This is a genomic window from Acidobacteriota bacterium, assembly GCA_019347945.1.
Classification (GTDB): domain Bacteria; phylum Acidobacteriota; class Thermoanaerobaculia; order Gp7-AA8; family JAHWKK01; genus JAHWKK01.
In genome coordinates this window covers 1-18220 of record JAHWKK010000041.1, presented here as the reverse complement: position 1 = coordinate 18220, position 18220 = coordinate 1, and the positions used below count along the sequence as shown (strand labels likewise).

The window sequence follows — 18220 nt, the reverse complement described above, 5'->3', positions numbered from 1 at the left end:
GCGAACGGAAAGCCGACCAAAGCGCTCGAGGGCTTCCTCCGCAAAAGCGATGCATCGGAAAAGGACGTCGAAAAGCGCGACGGCTACGTCTGGGTGACGAAGAGGGTGGCGGGCGAGACGGCGGCTGGATTCTTCGCCGGTGAGATCCCGGCGGTTTTCGAGAAGCTCCGCTGGCCGAAGATGATGCGGTGGAGACAGGATCACGAATGGATCCGGCCGGTGCATGGGGTCGTGGCGTTGTTCGATGGCAAGGTCGTTCCGCTGTCGATTTTCGGCGTCGAATCGGGAAGCAGCACCTTCGGCCATCGGACTCGATCATCGAACGATCCGATCGAGGTAGCCGGCTACGACTCGTACGTCGAAGCGCTCGCCGAGGCCAGCGTCGTCTGCCTTTCAGACGAGAGGGCCGCGACATTGAGGGAGCGGGCTGCCGCGCTCGCCTCCGAGGCGGGTGGTTCTGCCGCGGAGGATGGCTCGATCTGGGATCAGTGGAAGTTTCTGACGGAGTTTCCGGGGGTGGTCCGGGCCGAGTTCGAAGAGGAGTATCTCGAGCTCCCCGCCGAAGTTCTGACCACCGTGATGCGAGTCCATCAGAAGCAGCTTCCGATCACGCGCGAGGGAAAACTGACGTCTTCGTTTCTGGCGGTCATGGATGCTCCCGACGATCCTCAGGGTCTCGCGGCGAGCGGCAATGCGTTCGTCACCAACGCGCGGTTCGCGGATGCTCTCTTCTTCTACAGGCAGGACCGGAAGACGCCCCTGGCAGATCGCGGCGAGCAGCTCCGGCATCTCCAGTTTCAGGAGAAGCTCGGAGACTACGGAGCGAAGACGGAACGGATCGAGAAGCTCGCTCAGTGGATCCGGGAGGTCTCTTCGAGCAAGGTTTCGCGCGAAGCCGTCACTACGGCCGCGGGGATCATGAAGGCCGATCTGGTGACCGAGATGGTGAAGGAGCTGACCGAGCTTCAGGGTCGGATCGGCGGCATCTACGCCAGGGAGGAAGGATACGCGGAGGAGGTCTGGCAGGCGGTCTATGACCAGTATCTGCCGCAGTCGATCGACGATCCTCTTCCGCGGGGCGAGCTCGGAATGATCCTGTCGCTCGCGGACCGCGCAGACACGCTGGCCGGCTTCTTCCTGCTCGGTCTCGAGCCCACCGGCTCGCGTGATCCGTTCGCTCTGCGGAGGGCGGCGCAGGGCATCATTCGTATTCTTTTCGGCGGCGCGGAGGGACGGCTGGTTCTCGACACGGGCGCGCTGATTCGGAAGGCGATTGCCGGGCTCTCCGGGGACTTCCCCGTCACGGAGGAGGAAGCCGCACGAAAGCTCACCGCATTTCTCGAGGAACGGGTCCGTTCGATCCTCGAGCTCGACGGGGGGTTCGCATATGACGAGATCGACGCAGCGGTAGCAGCCGGTTGGGAGAAGGACCTTCCCGATCTGGAAGCCCGGGTTCGCGCGCTGCGGGAGGTTCGCGAGCGTCCGGACTTCCTCTCGATTCTCGACTCGGCCCGGCGGATCGCCAACATCACGCCGGAAGGCTTCGAGGGGACGTTGCGAGTCGATCTGCTCGAGCACGATTCCGAGAAGGGGCTGGCGGAGCTGGTCGAGCTCGTGAATCAGCAGATCGCCGAATCGATCCGGGAACGGAACCATCTGAGAGCGCTGCAGACGTTTGCGGGTATGGCCGGTGACCTCGAACGATTTTTCGAAGATGTGATGGTCAACGTCGAAGACGTGGCGATCCGGGAGAACAGGATCGCGCTTCTGCAGAAGGCCGCTTCGGGAGTGCGGCCGATCGGCGACGTCACCCGAATCGTGGTGGACAGGAAATCGCTTGCTTCGAAGGACTGATGAGGCACTGGAGAAGTTCTTGCGAGAGGGAGCCGGGGAGATCTGATGCCGGATAAGCGATGGGTCTATTTCTTCGGCGACGGCAAGGCCGAGGGCGACGGGAAGATGAAACATCTTCTCGGCGGGAAGGGTGCGGGGCTTGCCGAGATGACGAAAATCGGAGTCCCGGTGCCGCCCGGATTCACGATCTCGACCGAGGCCTGCGTCGAATACGTCGCGAAAGGTGGCGAGCTCCCTGAGGGTCTCGAGAAGGAAGTCGCCCGGAATCTGAAAGCGCTCGAGAAGGCGACCGGAAAGGGGCTCGGGGATACGAAGCGTCCGCTCCTGGTCTCGGTTCGATCCGGCGCCCGCGCCTCGATGCCCGGCATGATGGACACGATCCTCAACCTCGGGTTGAATGACGGGACCGTCGAAGGACTCGCCGCGGCGTCGGGCGATGAGCGGTTCGCGCTCGATTCGTACCGTCGCTTCATCCAGATGTACTCGAATGTCGTGCTCGGTCTGGACCACGGTGCGATGGAGCAGGTGCTCGACGCGATTCGGGAAGAGGCGGGCGTGGAGACCGACGCGGAGATTCCGCCCGACGGCCTGCGCAAGCTGATCGAGAAGTACGAGGCGATCGTCGAGGAGCAGTCGGGCAAACCGTTTCCCCAGGACGTCGACGACCAGTTGTGGGGCGCGATCCGGGCCGTTTTCGACTCCTGGAACAACAAGCGAGCCGTCACGTACCGGCGTCTCAATGGAATCCCCGACGAATGGGGAACCGCGGTGAACGTCCAGTCGATGGTGTTCGGGAACATGGGGGAAGGGAGCGCGACGGGTGTGGCGTTCACGCGAGATCCCTCGACGGGCGAGCGGCGCTTCTACGGCGAGTTCCTGCCGAACGCTCAGGGAGAGGACGTCGTCGCGGGCATTCGAACTCCCCGGCCGATCTCGAAGGAGCGCGCGCGGCATCCGGGAGACTCGCTGGAGGAATCGATGCCGGCCGCCTATCGGGAGCTGATGGAGGTTCAGCAGAAGCTGGAGGCTCATTTTGGCGACATGCAGGACATCGAGTTCACCGTCGAGTCGGGCAGGCTCTATCTGCTCCAGACGAGAACGGGCAAGCGGACGGGATTCGCGGCGGTTCGAATCGCCTGCGAGATGGTCGATGAGGGAGTGATCGAGCCGGAGGAGGCGCTGCGGCGCATCGAGGCGGGATCGCTCAGCCAGCTGCTCGCTCCGATCTTCGATCAGAAGGAGAAGGAGAAGGGGATCCGGGAGGATCGCCTGATCGCGCGGGGACTGCCGGCGGGGCCCGGCGCCGCAGCGGGAAGAATTGCTTTCAGTGCCGAACGGGCGCAGCAGATGGCGGGCTCGGGATCCGATCCCGTCGTCCTCGTCCGGATCGAGACCTCCCCCGAGGACATTGCCGGGATGCATGTTGCGGCCGGGATCCTGACCACGCGAGGGGGGCTGACTTCTCATGCCGCGGTTGTCGCGAGGGGGATGGGAAAACCGTGCGTCGTCGGCGCCGGCGAGATCCGCATCGATTACCAGCGAGTGCAGATGAGGGTTTCTCCGGACCGCTCCCCACTCGAAGAGGGTGACTGGATCTCGATTGACGGGAGCACCGGGGAGGTGTTTCACGGAAAGATCACGACCCGGCCGTCCGAGATCCTTCAGGTTCTCGTCGATGGCACGATGAAGCCGGAGGAGTCGGAGACCTTCCAGCGCTATGACCGAGTGATGAAGTGGGCGGACGAAGTGCGCCGGATGGGCGTTCGTACCAATGCGGACACGCCGCACGATGCACGCGTCGCCAGTCTGTTCGGCGCCGAGGGGATCGGGCTGTGCCGCACCGAGCACATGTTCTTCCAGGAGGAGCGGATCACACCGGTTCGCGAGATGATCCTCGCTCGAAACGAGGAGGGGCGGCGGAAGGCGCTGGCGAAGCTCCTGCCGTATCAGCGCGAGGACTTCGCGGGGATTTTCCGGGCGCTCGATGGAAAGCCGGTGACGATCCGGCTGCTCGACCCGCCGCTTCACGAATTCCTTCCGCACACGGAGGCGCAGATTTCCGCGATGGCGCGCGATCTCGGCTGGGGATTCATCGAGCTTCGGGAAAAGGTGGCGGAGCTCGATGAAGTCAATCCGATGCTGGGACACCGCGGGTGCCGGCTCGGAGTGACCAATCCGGAGATCTACGAGATGCAGGTCCGGGCGATCTATGAGGCAGCGGTGCTCGTCAGGAGAGAGGGAGTCGAGGTCTGGCCGGAAGTCATGGTCCCTCTGGTTGGAACGACGATCGAGCTGCGGAATGTACGGGAGCTGATCCAGCGCGTCGCGGAGGAAGTCTGCAGAGAGGAAGGTGTCGAGATTCCGGTCGTGATCGGGACGATGATCGAGGTGCCGCGCGCGGCGCTGGTCGCGGATGCGATCGCCGAGAGCGCCGACTTCTTCTCATTCGGAACGAACGATCTCACGCAGATGACCTTCGGCTTTTCCCGCGATGATGTCGGTTCGTTCATGCCGACTTATCTCGATCAGAGGATTCTCGATCGCGATCCGTTCGAATCGCTCGATACGGAGGGCGTCGGATCGCTCGTCAGGATCGGAACCGAGAAGGGGCGCGCGACGAATCCGAAGCTCAAGGTCGGAATCTGCGGAGAGCACGGTGGAGAGCCGGACTCGATCCGGTTTTTCCGCTCGGTCGGTCTCGATTACGTCTCCTGCTCGCCTTATCGAGTGCCGATCGCGCGGCTTGCCGCGGCGCAGGCCGAGCTGATGGAGGAGAATCTGAAGAGTGAAGGGTGAAGAGTGGAGAGTGAAAGAAAAGCCGGCCTCCTCACTCTTCTCTAGATCTCTTCACTTCTCGCGCGTGGCTGCCTGAATTGCCTCGACCTTGCGAAGCACTTTCTCCAGAATTGTCCAGACCTCGTCGAGTCGCGTCTCGATTCGTTCGAGTCTTCCATCGACGTCGAGCTCATCGATCAGCTCGCGAAACATCGGGTCATTGATCGAGTCGCGGCCGGTTTCCATCGCCAGCGTGTCGTCCGGAGAACCGCTGGCCTGCGGGTAGAGAGCCATGTGCATCTTCCGGATCGAGCTCTGAGGCGCGATCAGCGGGATGATCGGCCGACCGATCGTCTCCCGGATGAGTCCGACCGCGTCGCCGTCCATCGGATCCGCCATCGCGACCTCGAGATCGTCCCCTTTCAGTGCGACCGGCACCGAGCTGGTCTTCGCTGCGAGCCAGAAGGGAAACTGCCGGACCAGCAGCCGTGGAACGTGAACGTTCAGCAGGCTGATGCACGGCACGTCGTATTGCTTCGAGAGGAAGGCTGCGAGAACGTTCTCATCGATGAACTTCAGATCGACCAGAGTCGAGCCGAAGCGCTTCCCGGTCCGGCTCTGCTCGGCTAGCGCAATCTTCATCTGCACCTCATCGATGAGGTTCGATTCGAGAAGCATCAGTCCGAGGTTTCGTTTCGTCACGAGCGCCGCGCCGGTTCTGATCTTAACCCATCACATTTGTGGAACCGCTGAGGCTCTTCGGCTCGGGGAACAAAAAAAGACCACGGCATTCGTTCGCCGTGGTCTGGCTCGATATTGCGTTCAATTCCTGCTCAACGGACTGCCTTGAGTCCTCCGAACAGCCCGATCGGTTTCGCGATCCACTTGAGACCGACTGCTCGCGCGGTCTTCTTCGCGGCTTTCTGCCCGAGCCGGAATCGAACGATATTTCCGAGGAACTTCAGCATGTTTTTGCTCCTTTCGGGGGAGTTATTTTACTAACAATAACTAGTGCAATCGACACGCCAGAACCGCTCAAAACGGGTACCAGGACCTGTTCATCCATGGGCTGGCGTTCGTGGCGTGGAGTTCGCTCAGTCGGAAGGCCGATGTTTCGAGACTTTGCAGAGGTCGCGGATCGGGTGGCGGATGTCGGCGGAAAACTGGCCAAAGAGGCGCTCCTTGCCGAATATCTCTCGGGGCTCTCCGAGGAGGAGCTCGCCTCTGCGTCGGTCTTCTTCTCGGGAAGGGTTTTTCCCCAGTACGACGAGCGGACGGTCGGGATCGGATGGTCGAGGATCGTCGAGGCGGCATCGTCGATTACCGGCGGTCCAAGAGAGGAGATCGAGGCGAGGATCCACGACAGGGGGGATCTGGGAGAGGGGATCGCCCCGTTCTTCGAAGGCAGACCTTCCGAGGGTCTGACCCTGGGTGATGTCGCCGCCGAGCTGGAGAGGATCGCCGCGACGAACGGAACCAACGAGAAGGGGGAGATCCTCGTGAAGCTGATGGCCAGGCTCGACGCGGACGAAGCTCGGTATCTCGCCAAGATTCTCACGGGCGAGCTGCGAATCGGGCTGCGCGAGGGTCTCGTCGAGTCGTCGATCGCGAAGGCATTCGGCCGGCGGCTCTCGGATGTCCGTCGCGCGAACATGCTGACCAGCGACCTCGGAGAAGCGGCAGTGCGGGCGAAAAACGGCGACCTCGCCGGAGTCGGGATCCGCCTCTTTCATCCGATCGGGATGATGCTGGCACAGCCGGAGGAGAGTCCTGCGAAGATTGTGGAGCAGCTCGGGCCGGTCGTGATGGCGGATGACAAATACGACGGGATCCGCGCACAGATTCACTGGGACGGCACGCGCGCGAAGATCTACTCGCGAACGCTCGACGACATCGCTCCCAGGTTTCCCGAGATCGTCGAAAGTTGCGCGGGGCTGCCCCCGGTCATTCTCGACGGGGAGATCGTCGCCTTCGCTGGTCACGTCCTGCCTTTCGCACGGCTGCAACCGCGCATCGGCCGGAGAAAGCTGACGCCACGATTGCTCGAGAGCACCCCGGTGCGCTACTACGCGTTCGACATCGTCTGGCTGGAAGGGAAGACCCTGCTCGAGCTGCCGCTGCTCGAGAGGCTCTCTCTTCTGGTCGGATCGTGCGATTCGGCGGGCGATGCGATCGTTCCAGGAGATCAGAGGCCCGTCGAGACGGTCGAGGAGATCAAAGGTGCTTTTGATGTTGCGCGGGAGAGAGGCAACGAGGGCCTGGTTCTGAAGGATCCTCGATCAATCTACACGCCGGGCCGGCGCGGGCGTACGTGGCTGAAATACAAGAAGGCGCTGGGTACGCTCGACTGCGTCGTGACGGCCGCACAATACGGTCACGGAAAGCGGCGTGACGTATTGTCGGATCTCACGTTCGCGGTCCGGCGCGACAACGTGCTGGTCAACATCGGGAAAGCATATTCCGGCCTGACCGACGTCGAGATCGCGCAGCTGACGGAGCACTTCAAAGCGACGACACTCAGCCGCCATGGACCTGTGCACATCGTCGAGCCGACGGTGGTGCTGGAGATCGCATTCGACCGGATCCAGGAGTCGAAGCGACACAAGTCCGGATATGCGCTCCGCTTTCCTCGGATTGCGCGGTGGAGGACCGACAAGAGTGTCGATCAGATCTCCGACATCGAAGAGGTCGTGGCCCTCTACGAGAACCAGCTCGTCCGCGAACGGCCGAAACCGGCGCCGTGATCGTCGGGCACACAGCCGTCTCCGTCCTGCGGACGACGCCCGCCCGGTTGCGCAGGATCCTGACAGGAGGCGTTGCCTGTTGAAGGCCTGTTCGGAGGCCTGGCCTTTCAGAGGATGACGGTGACTTCGTCCCCCGACTTCTTTCTGATGTCGGGGACGCGGCATCCATCGGCGGGATATCCGACCGGAATGAGTAGGAACGGCCGTTCGCCGGGGGGGCGCTCGAGGATCCGGGCGAGGAACTTCATCGGGCTCGGCGTGTGGGTCAGCGTGGCGAGACCCGCTTCATTGAGGGCTGCGAGCAGCATTCCTGTTGCGAGGCCGACCGATTCGGTGACGTAGTAGTGCTTTCGTCGGACGCCGTCGACGACGCCGAAATCCCGTGCGAAAACGACGATGAGGACGGGAGCCGTTTCGAGGAACTCCTTCCGCCAGTCGGTCTGAAGCGGTGCGAGAGCATCGAGCCACTCCCGCGGCATCCTGCCGCCATAGTTGATTTTCTCCTCCTGCTCGGCACTCTCGCGGATCCGTCGCTTGATCTCATCATCGGTGACGACGACGAAGGTCCACGGCTGCATGTTTGCGCCGGACGGAGCGGTGTTAGCGATCTCGATCGCGAGCCGGATGGCTTCGATCGGAACCGGCTCGAGGGAGAATTCGCGGACCGAGCGCCTTTCCCGATACCGGGCGAGCATTGTTTCGAGGCGCTCGACCATCTGCGACGGCTCGAGTCGTTGGCGTGTGTATGGGATGGTCGGGTACCGCTCAGGCGGCACGCGTCACCGGGTTGTATAGCGGGTCGGTCTCGACGGGCACGCGTCCGGCCGCCCGGATCAGATCCTCGAGCTTCTGACGCGTCATCGTGCTCGCGTCGGTCTCGGATCCCGCCATCTTGAAGATCCGCTCATCGGAGATCGTTCCCCCGAGATCGTCGGCACCGAAGGCGAGCGCCATCTGAGCGATCTTTTCTCCCATTCCGATCCAATAGGCCTTGATGTGATCGATGTTGTCGAAGAGAAGCCGGGAAACGGCGATCGTACGAAGGTCGTCGAGCGGTGAGGCTTCATCGATCTGATCTTCGTAAACCGTGTTCTCCTTATGAAAGTGGAGCGGCACGAAGCAGTTGAAGCCTCGGGTTTCGTCCTGAAGCTCCCGCAGTCGGAGAATGTGATCGACGCGGTGCTCGTAGCTTTCGATGTGGCCGTAGAGCATCGTGCAGTTGGTTCGCAGACCGAGCTGGTGACAGCGGCGGGCAACCTCGAGCCATCGGTCTCCACTCATCTTGTGGTCGCAGATCTCGTCGCGAATCTCGTCGTGGAAGATCTCGGCACCTCCTCCGGGGCAGGAGTCGAGTCCGGCTTCGCGGAGAGCGTTGATCGTGTCGTCGAGAGTTTGCTTCGAGATCTTCGCGAGAAAATCGATCTCCACCATGGTGAAGGCTTTCAGGTGGACCTCCGGGAACTCGCGCTTGAGCGTCGAGAGCAGGCCGGTGTAGTAGTCGAATTTCAGCCACGGGTGGAGTCCGCCGACGATGTGAAGCTCGCGGAGCCCATGCTCGATCGAAGGTCGAACCTGCTCGACGATCTCCTCGGCTGAGTACGTCCAGCCACCCTCTTTTTTCGGGCGGACGGCGAATGCGCAGAGCTTGCACGAAACGACGCAGACGTTGGTGTGATTGATGTAGCGGTTGACGGTGTAGAAGGTGTCGTCGCCGTTGAGACGCTCGCGTACGTGATTGGCCAGTCTGCCGACGCTGATCGCGTCGTCGCTCCGGAAGAGGGTGAGTCCATCCTGTGCGTCGAGGCGCTCCCCGGCCATCACCTTTTCGGCAATCGGGAGGAGCGACTTGTCGAGAATGAGATCCATCATGGGAGATATCGGATTCCGCGCGAAAAATCGTTGTTCGTAAAGCTCTTCAGGAAGCCGCGATCCGCGAACCCCCGAGGTACTTGTGCTCCCACTGATCGAGACCCTCGGGGAACAGGGTGATCCGAGACCGCTTGAACTCGCGCAACGGGAAAAGAGTCAGGGATTGTTCCACCGCGGAGCGGTTGGCCAGCTCGGCCATCGCCGACTCGCATTCATCGACGCTCCGACCCTGAATGATCGTGAAGACGTTCCATGGCCAGTCGGTGCCGGTCCGCCGGACCGTGGCGCCGGTCACCCTCGGATGGTTCGAGAAAATGCGGGCGACCTCCTCGACCTCCGTTGGATCGACCTGCCACAGCCCCATCGCGTAGGTGCTGAACCTCGGGGACCCTGGCTGGCGGATCACCGGGCCGAGACGCCGGACACGGTTCTCGTCCCGCATTCTGGCGGCGAACTCGATCAGCTCGGTGGAGCCGACCGACGCCTGGCGGGCGAGCGAATCGAATGGACGCGGCTGCAGCGGAATCCCTCCCTCGAGTACCGCGATCATTCTCCGCTGGCTCTCGTTCGGCATCCAGCCGTCGCTCTCGCTCTGGGTGATGGCGGCGCCCTCCTTCCAGCTCGAGAGCGCTTCCAGCCGGATGATCGAGTCGATCTCGGGTCGCTGGGCGAAAAATTCGACCGTCTGGTCGAGCGAGGCGCTCGAATCGTGAGGGAGGCAGAGGGTGAACCAGAGGTTGTAGTCGTGGTTCCGGAGGTAGTTCTGGGAGACTCCGGGGTGGGAGTTGATCAACTGGACCGCGTCGTCGAGCTTCTCCTCGGTGACTCGCGCAACGACCAGATCGATCTGGCAGCCGACAGCCCGGGGATCGAAGGTCGCCTGGATCGCGGGGATCACACCGGCGGCGGACATTCGCGTGATCCGCTTGATCACTTCCTTTTCCGACATGTCGGTCTTCTGACCGAGGATGGCGTAAGGCGTCGACGAGATCGGGAACTCTTCTCGAAGGGCGTTGAGGAGATCCTCGTCTCGGTGATCCAGCGCGGTCATGCGTTACCCCCGGTCGAAACGACTTTCGAGCTCGTTCGGATTAAGGCTGGTGGTCATTCTATCCGGGGGGCGGGCTGAGTCAACTCGGAATCGAAATGTTTGCACGAGCCGGTTCGGAGGTTCGACAGGGACTGGAATTGTCCCCGGACGACGATCGTTGAAGGCCAGCGCGAGACGGTTCTGGGAGATCGTCTAATGGTAAGACAACCGGCTCTGGACCGGTCAATCGGGGTTCGACTCCCTGTCTCCCAGCCAATCCCTCCGGTCTCGAACACAAGCTCCGCCGAATCGTCGTCTCGCTCTCGATAAGTGGCGCGGTGACTTCGTTTTGCCGCTATTTGGCCGAGCGAGCCAGACGTTGCCTGTTTGGCGAATGACGTGCATGCCACCGAGGCATGAACTGGTTTCCAGTCGTCGAAGGGCACGGGGCCGGAAGGCATGAGCCGAGGCGGCGTGGTGCGCGCCTCTCTCCCACGTTTTCGATAGTCTCCGTCGGCTTTCCGACATAGATTGAGAGGGATGACGTCACCGGGAACGACCATCCTGCGGCAGCGTCTCGCGCGCCTGATCAAGCGCCGCGTCGGATCTTCGACCGATGCGGGCGCGGTGGTTGCGGCAGCACGTCTCACGCACGACGAGCTCGTCGCCGTCCTCGCTCCGCTCATCAGCTCGGCCGGTGTCCAGGCGCTTTGGGGACGGGCCTTCGATCTGACCCAACGCGAGTTCCCAGTCGACGAGCGCAGTGGCGACGACTCACCGGCGGGCGAGCCGTTTGCTCGGATGACTGTCTGGCTGGAGCGGCAGGCTCCTTCGGAGGCAACCGACGCTGCGGCCGCGATGTTCGCGACGTTTGCAGAACTGCTCACCACGCTGATCGGTGGATCCCTGACGACGCGGTACCTGGAAAAGGCGTGGCCCGACGGGTTTTCCGACGCACGGCCGACGAGGAAAAAAGTATGACCGACAAAGTTGCAATTCGACAGCTTCCGACCGGTGTGCCGGGGCTCGACCAGATTCTGGGCGGAGGGTTGCCGGAGTTCTCCTTCAATCTCATCGTCGGAGTTCCGGGCTCGGGCAAGACCACGCTCGCGCACCAGATCATGTTCGGGCTCGCCACTCCCGAGCGGCGAGCCGTGTACTTCACGGTCGTCGGCGAGCCTCCACTGAAAATGCTGCGATATCAGCAGCAGTATGAATTCTTCGATCAGGATCGCGTCGGCGACTCGATCAGCTTCGTCAGCGTCGGACAGGACATCGTGGAGGGAACGCTCGATCAGCTGCTCGAGCGGATCACCGCGGAAGTCGAGGCGACAAACCCGGGCCTCGTGTTCGTCGATTCGTTTCGAACGGTCGCGCAGGTGGCCGAGGGATCGCGGGACGGAGGTCTGAACCTCCAGAGCTTCGTACAGCAACTGGCCATCCGCCTGACCGGATGGGAGGCCACGACGTTTCTCATCGGCGAGTATCAGCCGAACGAAGCAGAGCACGATCCGGTCTTCACCGTGGCCGACGGGCTGCTGTGGCTGCACCAGAGTCTGGACCGCAATTCGATGGTCCGGAAGATTCAGGTGAAGAAGATGCGCGGACAGGGTCCCGTTCCCGGCCTGCACACCTTTCGAATCACGAGCGGGGGCATCGATGTGTTCCCGCGAGTCATCGTCGGTCCATCCGACGATATGGAACGCGAATCGCGCAAACGTCTCATGCTCGACATCGACGAACTGGACGAGATGCTCGGCGGGGGCATTCCGGAGGGGTACTCGGTGCTCGTTGCCGGCCCGTCCGGCTCGGGCAAAAGCGTTCTGGCTACGGAGTTCATCATGGCCGGGATTCGCCACGACGAGCCCGGCATCCTCGCCGTCTTCGAGAAGCGTCCCAACGAATACTCACAGACGCCCCCGGGCGGCCACAAGTTCGGAAAGATGATCCAGGACGGAAAAGTCGGCGTCCTCCATTCACGGCCGCTCGATCTGTCGATCGACGAGACTCTCTATGAGCTCGTCGAACAGGTGGAGCGCCTGAAGGCCCGGCGGCTGGTCGTCGATTCTCTCTCCGGGTTCGAGCTGGCGCTCGCCCCGACGTTTCGGCAGGACTTCCGCGAATCGCTCTACCGCATGGTCGCCGTCCTGACCGGGATGGGCGTCACGATGATGATGACCGCCGAACTGGAGGACACTTACACGGAGCTCCGGTTCAGTCCGCACGGGACGGCGTTTCTCACCGACGTGATCATCATGCAGCGCTACATCGAGCTGAAGGGGGCTCTGCAGCGGGTGATCTCGGTGGTGAAGGTGCGCGGCAGTGAGCACAGCAAAGAAATCCGCGCCTACGAGATCAACAAGACCGGCATCGTGGTTGGTGCGCCGCTGAAGGACTACAATGGACTCCTCACGGGTCATCCCTACGACAGCTCAGGTGCCGCTCCTCCGGTAAGAGAGCCGCGAACGCGGAAGAAGAAGCCTTGACGATGCCGAAACGCCGAAAAGATCACAGCGAGCGCGACCCTGACGCGCAGGTGCGCAAGCGCGAACAGGCTCTCCAGTCTCGCGAAGACGCGATCGAAGCTCAGGAAGCGCAGCTGGAAAGCCGGGAACAGACGGCCGACGACGTCCGGGCAGAGCTCGAAGGACTCATGGACGCCCTTCGCGAAGCCAACGGGAATCTCGTCGTGGCCAACGTTCGATCCCAGTCGCTGGCCGAGCAGATGAATCAGTTGTACGAGGAGGCGAGGAACGCCATTGAGGCGAAGGACGATTTTTTCAGCGCCGTCTCGCACGAGCTGCGTGCGCCTCTGACGTCGATCACGGGATGGGCGCAGCTGCTGGCGGATAGTCCTGATGCCCCGCTGATCTCGGAAGCGGCGCGCTCCATTGCGAGCAGCGCTTCGGTTCAGGCTCAACTGATCGACGACTTGCTCGATGTCTCGCGGATCATCACCAACAAATTCGCCATCACCGCGGAGAGGGTCGATCTGCGGGACGTCATCGAGGACAGCGTGAGCGGCATGCGGCCCATCGCAGTGGCCAATGACATCTCGCTCAGAAAACAAGTCGACGAGCCCGTCTTCGTCGACGCCGACGTGGCGCGCCTGCGTCAGGTACTCAGCAACCTCCTCAACAATGCCGTCAAATTCACTCCGGCCGGCGGCTCGATCGAAACCCGTTTGTCGCGCGACGGGTCGTTCGGGATCATCGCGGTGTCCGACACGGGCGAGGGGATCTCAGCGGAGTTTCTCCCCCACGTCTTCGAGCAACGGGCCCAGGCTACGGAAAGGCGATTCGCCGGGCTCGGTCTCGGACTCTCCATCGTCAAGCACATCATCGAATTGCACCGCGGCTCGGTCGAGGTGAGGAGTGAGGGGGAGGGGAAGGGAGCGACATTTACCATTCGCCTCCCTTGTGCGTCGTGAGCACTCGAGGGATCACCGGGTGCGCTTGATAAAGTACGCGGGCTACACGCTCCTTGGCGTCGTCATTTGCCTGGCCGTCTGGGGGTTCCTCATCGAGCCCAGGCTGATCGATACGAGGCAGGAGAGTGGGGTCATCCCCGGTCTTCCGGATGAATGGGAGGGACAACGTATCGCTGTTCTTGCCGACTATCAGGTGGGGATGTGGGGAGCCAACACAGGAACTGCACGACGAATGATTCGACAGGTGGTCGAGGCGCGGCCGGCGGCGGTTCTGCTCGCAGGAGACTTCGTGTACAAGGCCGCCGCTGATTCCTCCGAGCAGCTGGAGACCGTCGTCGAGATTGTCTCGCCCCTGAAGTCTGCGGGAATCCCGACGTTCGCCGTGCTGGGGAACCACGATTACTCCGTCGACGTCGACGACGACACTCGCAACGATCAGCTCGCACGTGCGGTCGAGGAGGCGTTGAAACGTGCGGGAGCGCGCGTGCTCGAGAATGAAGCCCTCGCTCTGAATCGCACGGGTGAGCGCGAGGGCGTTGAGCCGTTGTACCTGGTCGGTATCGGCTCCGAGTGGGCGGGAAAGGCGAATCCCACTGAAGCACTGCGGCAGGTTCCATTCGCGGCCCCAAGAGTGGTGTTCATGCACAACCCGGAGTCGTTCACCCGACTGCCTGCAGGCGCCGCACCGCTGGCGCTGGCGGCACATACCCATGGAGGACAGATCCGCCTCCCCTGGTCTTCGCACTGGAGCTGGATATCGATCGTGCGGGAGGGCGAGACCCACGCCGATGGATGGATCGCCGACCCGTCGTTCGGGCAGCCGGGCAACCGGCTCTACGTGAACCGTGGAGTCGGCTTCAGTGATGCTCCGATCAGAATCAACTGCAGGCCCGAGCTCACCTACATGTCGCTTTCCGGCGGCCCTCTTCCGCCCCGCGACCGCAGCTGAGAGCGGCGGCCGGTTTGTCCGGACGACAGCATCCGCGCTCTGGTGGTCGCGGACGCATCACGGACGGCACGGCAGCAGTGCGGTTCGAACTTCGTCCCTGCCTCCCAGCCAGCTCTCCGGGGCCTTCAGATGTCGCGACTCACCGTGTCGCTGACGATCGCTGATCGACGTTCGGCCGTTGAAGGAGATACGCTGGAACGGGCAGAGGAGGTAACCATGTGCAAGACCATCAAGCAGCGCGTGAAGTTCAAGGCGGATCCGGCGACCGTCTACGATCTGCTGGCGGACTCGCGAAAGCACAGCGCATTCACCGGCAGGCAGGCGAGTATCAGCAGGAAGATTGGCGGGATGTTCTCCATCGGTGAGAGTGATGTCACCGGAATCAACGTCGACCTCGTTCCCGGGCGACGCATCGTTCAGGCCTGGCGTCATCGCCGATTCCCCGAGGGCATCTTCTCGATGGCTGCGGTGACGCTGACGGCAACGCCTGATGGCGGGACCGACTTGGTGCTGGTCCATCGCGGCGTTCCGAAAGAGCTGATCCCGGAGACCGAACAGGCCTGGCGCGACCACTACTGGTCCAGAATCAAGGCTTACCTCGCTCGCAAGGCCGGATAGCGAGCCCATTGACGGCTCACGAGATGTTGACCGCGAGAGCGGAGCTTCACCTTCGCTAAGACATCGTCCGCTGTTTGGCCAGTAGCCACCTCATCGCCGCGCGGACGGTTATCATCATTCCCGGCATCGCCACGTGGCTTCGGACCGTATGCAACTTTAGGCCATGGAACGGTTGACGGGCGATCACAGCCTTTGAAACTCCGGGCAGTCATTCAGCTAACGGTCATGCCGCCGTTGACCCTCCGGTGTAAATCGTAGATTCTATTACTGCTCGGTAGGCTCTGCGTGCCAGCAGCACACGACGCATCGCCCTCGCGTCATATCGACGCCCTGGGTGGTGACGATCGTGACTCGAAGTCGCATGCGCTTAGCTGATTTCATTCTCTCGAACCTGGAGGCAATCCTCGCCGAGTGGGAAGAGTTTGCACGCAACCTGACGCCAGGCTCCGAGTTGAGCGTAGTCGCGCTCCGGGACCATGCCGAGGGCATCCTTCGCGTCACTGCAGACGACATGGTCTCTTCTCAGACTCCGCAGCAGCAATCTGCGAAATCCAAGGGCCACGGCGGCGGGGGTGCCGAGAGTGAGCATCTGGATAGCGCTTCCCATGAGCACGCCATCGAGAGACTGGGCGAGGGTTTCAACCTCATCGAGGTCGTATCCGAGTATCGCGCCTTACGCGCCAGCGTGCTCCGACTTTGGGAGGGAGAAGTTCGCGATGCCGACGAACGTGACCTGGAGGACCTCACCCGATTCAACGAGTCCATGGACCAGTCGCTTGCCGAAGCTGTAAGAAGTTACACGAGTCGTGTCGATGAATCCCGCGAGCTCTTTCTTGCTACGTTGGGTCACGACCTACGCACGCCGCTGAACTCGATGATGCTTTCGGCTGATCTGTTGGCGCGATCGGGGCAGCTCGACGAAGAGAACACCCAAATCGCCTCACGGATGGCGGGCTTCGGCCAGGTGATGACCGGGATGATTCACGATCTGCTCGACTTCACGCGAACGCGGCTCGGTGCCGGCATGCCGCTTTCTGTCGCGCCAGTGGATCTCCGCAACCTTTTCCAGAAGGTATTGGAAGAGCTCCGAGCCGCCCATCCTGATTGCAGGGTGCACTTCGAGGCGGTCGGCGACGTCACTGGGCAGTGGGATGCTGCGCGACTCCGGCAGGTTGTGTCCAACCTGGTCAGTAACGCGATCGAGCATGGTGATGAATGCAGTGCCATCGAAGTCGTGGCAAGAAGCGACGGTTCGAAGGTTCTCGTGACCGTCACGAATCAAGGGCCGGTGATCCCGTCATCTGCGCTTCCAACGCTCTTCGATCCCTTCATTCGCGCCACGTCAATGCCCGGATCGAACTACCGCCGCGGAGGAATCGGGCTTGGTCTCTACATCGCGCGCCAGATCGTAATCGCTCACGGCGGAACGATCGAAGTCGCCTCGTCCGAATCGACCGGTACCGTCTTCTCCGTATGTCTGCCGCGCCAGGTTGAGAAGGAGACGCGGGCACCCACCGAGTAGCTTGCTGAGATGTTCCCACAAGCGAGGGGCGTGCTCGAATCGGGGGTTTGACGATCGCCGGCCGCGTCTCTACCGTGGTCAGGTTCGTGATTCAGCAACCAGGAGTCAGAGATTCACATCAGAACAGCATGATCGGAAGGAATAATAAGGGGGCGTCGTGAAGAAACGCGTCACGCTTGCAGTCGTCTGTTTGGTATTCCTCGCGGTTGCAGAGGCGAAACCCGAGGAGGCGCGCTCACTGCCGAACGTCGTCTTCTTTCTCGCCGATGACATCGGCTACCGCGACGTCGGTGGCTACGGCGGTGTCGTGCCGACCCGGGCAACGGCACGTGCGAGATCGTCGAGGCGGGAACGGTGCCCGCCCGCTGCGACGTCGACTACGACTCGAGTCAGGTGGGCCTGATCCTGACGGCGAAGAGCATGCAGTTCATCGACGACCACCTCGCGCTCAACCGGCGCGAAGGCCGCGACCGGCTCTTCCTGCTGTACTTCTCGTCGCAGGCCATCCATGTGCCGCACACTCCGTGCCGCACACTCCGCCGATCGACTTCGACGGCGATCCGGAGGTGCTCGACCGGCCGGTCGAGGGAGTCACGGGCGGGAGGACCTCCGACGTCGTCTACGAGCTCGACATGCAGCTCGGCGCACTCGTGGCCAAGCTTCGCGACGAGGGACTGCTCAAGAACACCATCATCTTCTTCACCAGCGACAACGGCGCGCTCTGGCCGAACGTCGTCGAGTACGGCGATCCGCGACACGACAACAACGGCCCGTTCCGGGACTACAAGGCCTCCGTTTACGAAGGAGGGCATCGTGTCCCGTTCATCGTGCGATGGGGCGATGGCACCGCCGCGGGATCGAAGATTGCCCCGGGGACCGTATCCGACCAGCTCATCGTCAACCACGACTGGGTGGCGACGATGTACGAGCTGACCGGGCAGACCATGGCCGAGGACCAGGCGATGGATTCGGCGTCGCTGCTCCCGATCCTCACCGGGACACAGAAGGGTCCACTCCATGAATTCCTGATCTACCAGGCGGGCTTCGCCTACGACGGCGCGATCCGGGAGGGGAGCATGGTGCTCCTGGTCGACCGCGAGAACGAGGCGACCGAGCTTTACGACCTCTCGACCGACATCGGCCAGGAGCACGATCTCATCGCCGATCCGGAGTACAGCGATGTGGTTGCCCGCCTGCGCGCGAAGTTCCTCGAGTACAACGACCACGACAACAACACCTTCGACGAGCCTCGTACGACTCCGCGGGTGGTCATCGCCGGAGATTGAAAGGCGGGGTCGGGGGGGGGGAGGGGGGGTGGAGGGGGGGGTGGGGGGGGGGGTGGAGGGTGGGGTGGGGGTCGTGGGAGGGGGGGGGGGGGCGCGGGGGGCGGCCGGGGTGGGGGGGGAGGGGGGCGGGGCGGGGGGGGGTG

15 protein-coding genes and 1 tRNA gene are annotated in these 18220 nt (G+C 62.5%); 12 read left to right on the top strand and 4 right to left on the bottom strand.

What is annotated here, in order from left to right; genetic code table 11:
- Positions 1-1854 (top strand): glycine--tRNA ligase subunit beta (gene glyS, locus KY459_16305; protein MBW3566270.1); only part of this gene is annotated, 1854 nt, incomplete at its 5' end.
- Between the two features lie 45 nt (positions 1855-1899).
- A complete protein-coding gene (gene ppdK, locus KY459_16300; protein MBW3566269.1) occupies positions 1900-4650 on the top strand; it encodes a pyruvate, phosphate dikinase in 2751 nt (916 codons plus the stop codon).
- 51 nt (positions 4651-4701) lie between these two features.
- Here ppdK and KY459_16295 read toward each other — a convergent pair whose 3' ends face one another.
- Entirely contained in the window at positions 4702-5331 is a 630-nt protein-coding gene (locus KY459_16295) for a hypothetical protein (protein ID MBW3566268.1), read from the bottom strand.
- Between the two features lie 407 nt (positions 5332-5738).
- Here KY459_16295 and KY459_16290 point away from each other — a divergent pair, with 407 nt between their 5' ends.
- Positions 5739-7373 carry an ATP-dependent DNA ligase gene (locus KY459_16290; protein ID MBW3566267.1) on the top strand — a complete coding sequence of 545 codons (1635 nt, stop codon included), beginning with the start codon at positions 5739-5741 and terminating at the stop codon, positions 7371-7373.
- Between the two features lie 107 nt (positions 7374-7480).
- On the opposite strand, the gene KY459_16285 is transcribed toward KY459_16290, so the two are convergent.
- From KY459_16285 to KY459_16275, 3 genes are read right to left on the bottom strand one after another with little or no spacing between them, the layout of a single operon-like run.
- The gene (locus KY459_16285) at positions 7481-8089 is read right to left on the bottom strand and encodes a nitroreductase family protein (protein MBW3566266.1); all 609 of its coding nucleotides are present in this window, start codon (positions 8087-8089) and stop codon (positions 7481-7483) included.
- Positions 8090-8138: 49 nt separating this feature from the next.
- Positions 8139-9239 (bottom strand): aminofutalosine synthase MqnE, encoded by a 1101-nt coding sequence (gene mqnE, locus KY459_16280; GenBank protein ID MBW3566265.1) that lies wholly within the window; start codon positions 9237-9239, stop codon positions 8139-8141.
- Between the two features lie 49 nt (positions 9240-9288).
- Entirely contained in the window at positions 9289-10293 is a 1005-nt protein-coding gene (locus KY459_16275; GenBank protein ID MBW3566264.1) for a hypothetical protein, read from the bottom strand.
- 181 nt (positions 10294-10474) lie between these two features.
- On the opposite strand from KY459_16275, the gene KY459_16270 reads away from it, so the two are divergent.
- From KY459_16270 to KY459_16230, 9 genes are all read left to right on the top strand, one after another.
- Positions 10475-10548, top strand: a tRNA-Gln gene (locus KY459_16270).
- 264 nt (positions 10549-10812) lie between these two features.
- Entirely contained in the window at positions 10813-11253 is a 441-nt protein-coding gene (locus KY459_16265; GenBank protein ID MBW3566263.1) for a hypothetical protein, read from the top strand.
- On the top strand, positions 11250-12758 hold the full coding sequence (locus KY459_16260; protein ID MBW3566262.1) for an AAA family ATPase: 1509 nt from the start codon (positions 11250-11252) through the stop codon (positions 12756-12758). Before KY459_16265 ends, KY459_16260 begins: the two co-directional genes overlap by 4 nt.
- Positions 12759-12760: 2 nt before the next feature.
- Positions 12761-13702 (top strand): HAMP domain-containing histidine kinase, encoded by a 942-nt coding sequence (locus KY459_16255; protein MBW3566261.1) that lies wholly within the window; start codon positions 12761-12763, stop codon positions 13700-13702.
- 19 nt (positions 13703-13721) lie between these two features.
- Complete coding sequence (locus KY459_16250) at positions 13722-14651, top strand: metallophosphoesterase (protein MBW3566260.1); 930 nt, start codon at positions 13722-13724, stop codon at positions 14649-14651.
- A 216-nt stretch (positions 14652-14867) separates the two neighbouring features.
- Complete coding sequence (locus KY459_16245) at positions 14868-15269, top strand: SRPBCC domain-containing protein (protein ID MBW3566259.1); 402 nt, start codon at positions 14868-14870, stop codon at positions 15267-15269.
- A 361-nt stretch (positions 15270-15630) separates the two neighbouring features.
- Entirely contained in the window at positions 15631-16791 is a 1161-nt protein-coding gene (locus tag KY459_16240; protein MBW3566258.1) for a sensor histidine kinase, read from the top strand.
- Between the two features lie 157 nt (positions 16792-16948).
- Entirely contained in the window at positions 16949-17194 is a 246-nt protein-coding gene (locus tag KY459_16235) for a hypothetical protein (GenBank protein MBW3566257.1), read from the top strand.
- Positions 17195-17315: 121 nt separating this feature from the next.
- Entirely contained in the window at positions 17316-18077 is a 762-nt protein-coding gene (locus tag KY459_16230) for a sulfatase-like hydrolase/transferase (GenBank protein ID MBW3566256.1), read from the top strand.
- Positions 18078-18220 lie beyond the last annotated feature (143 nt).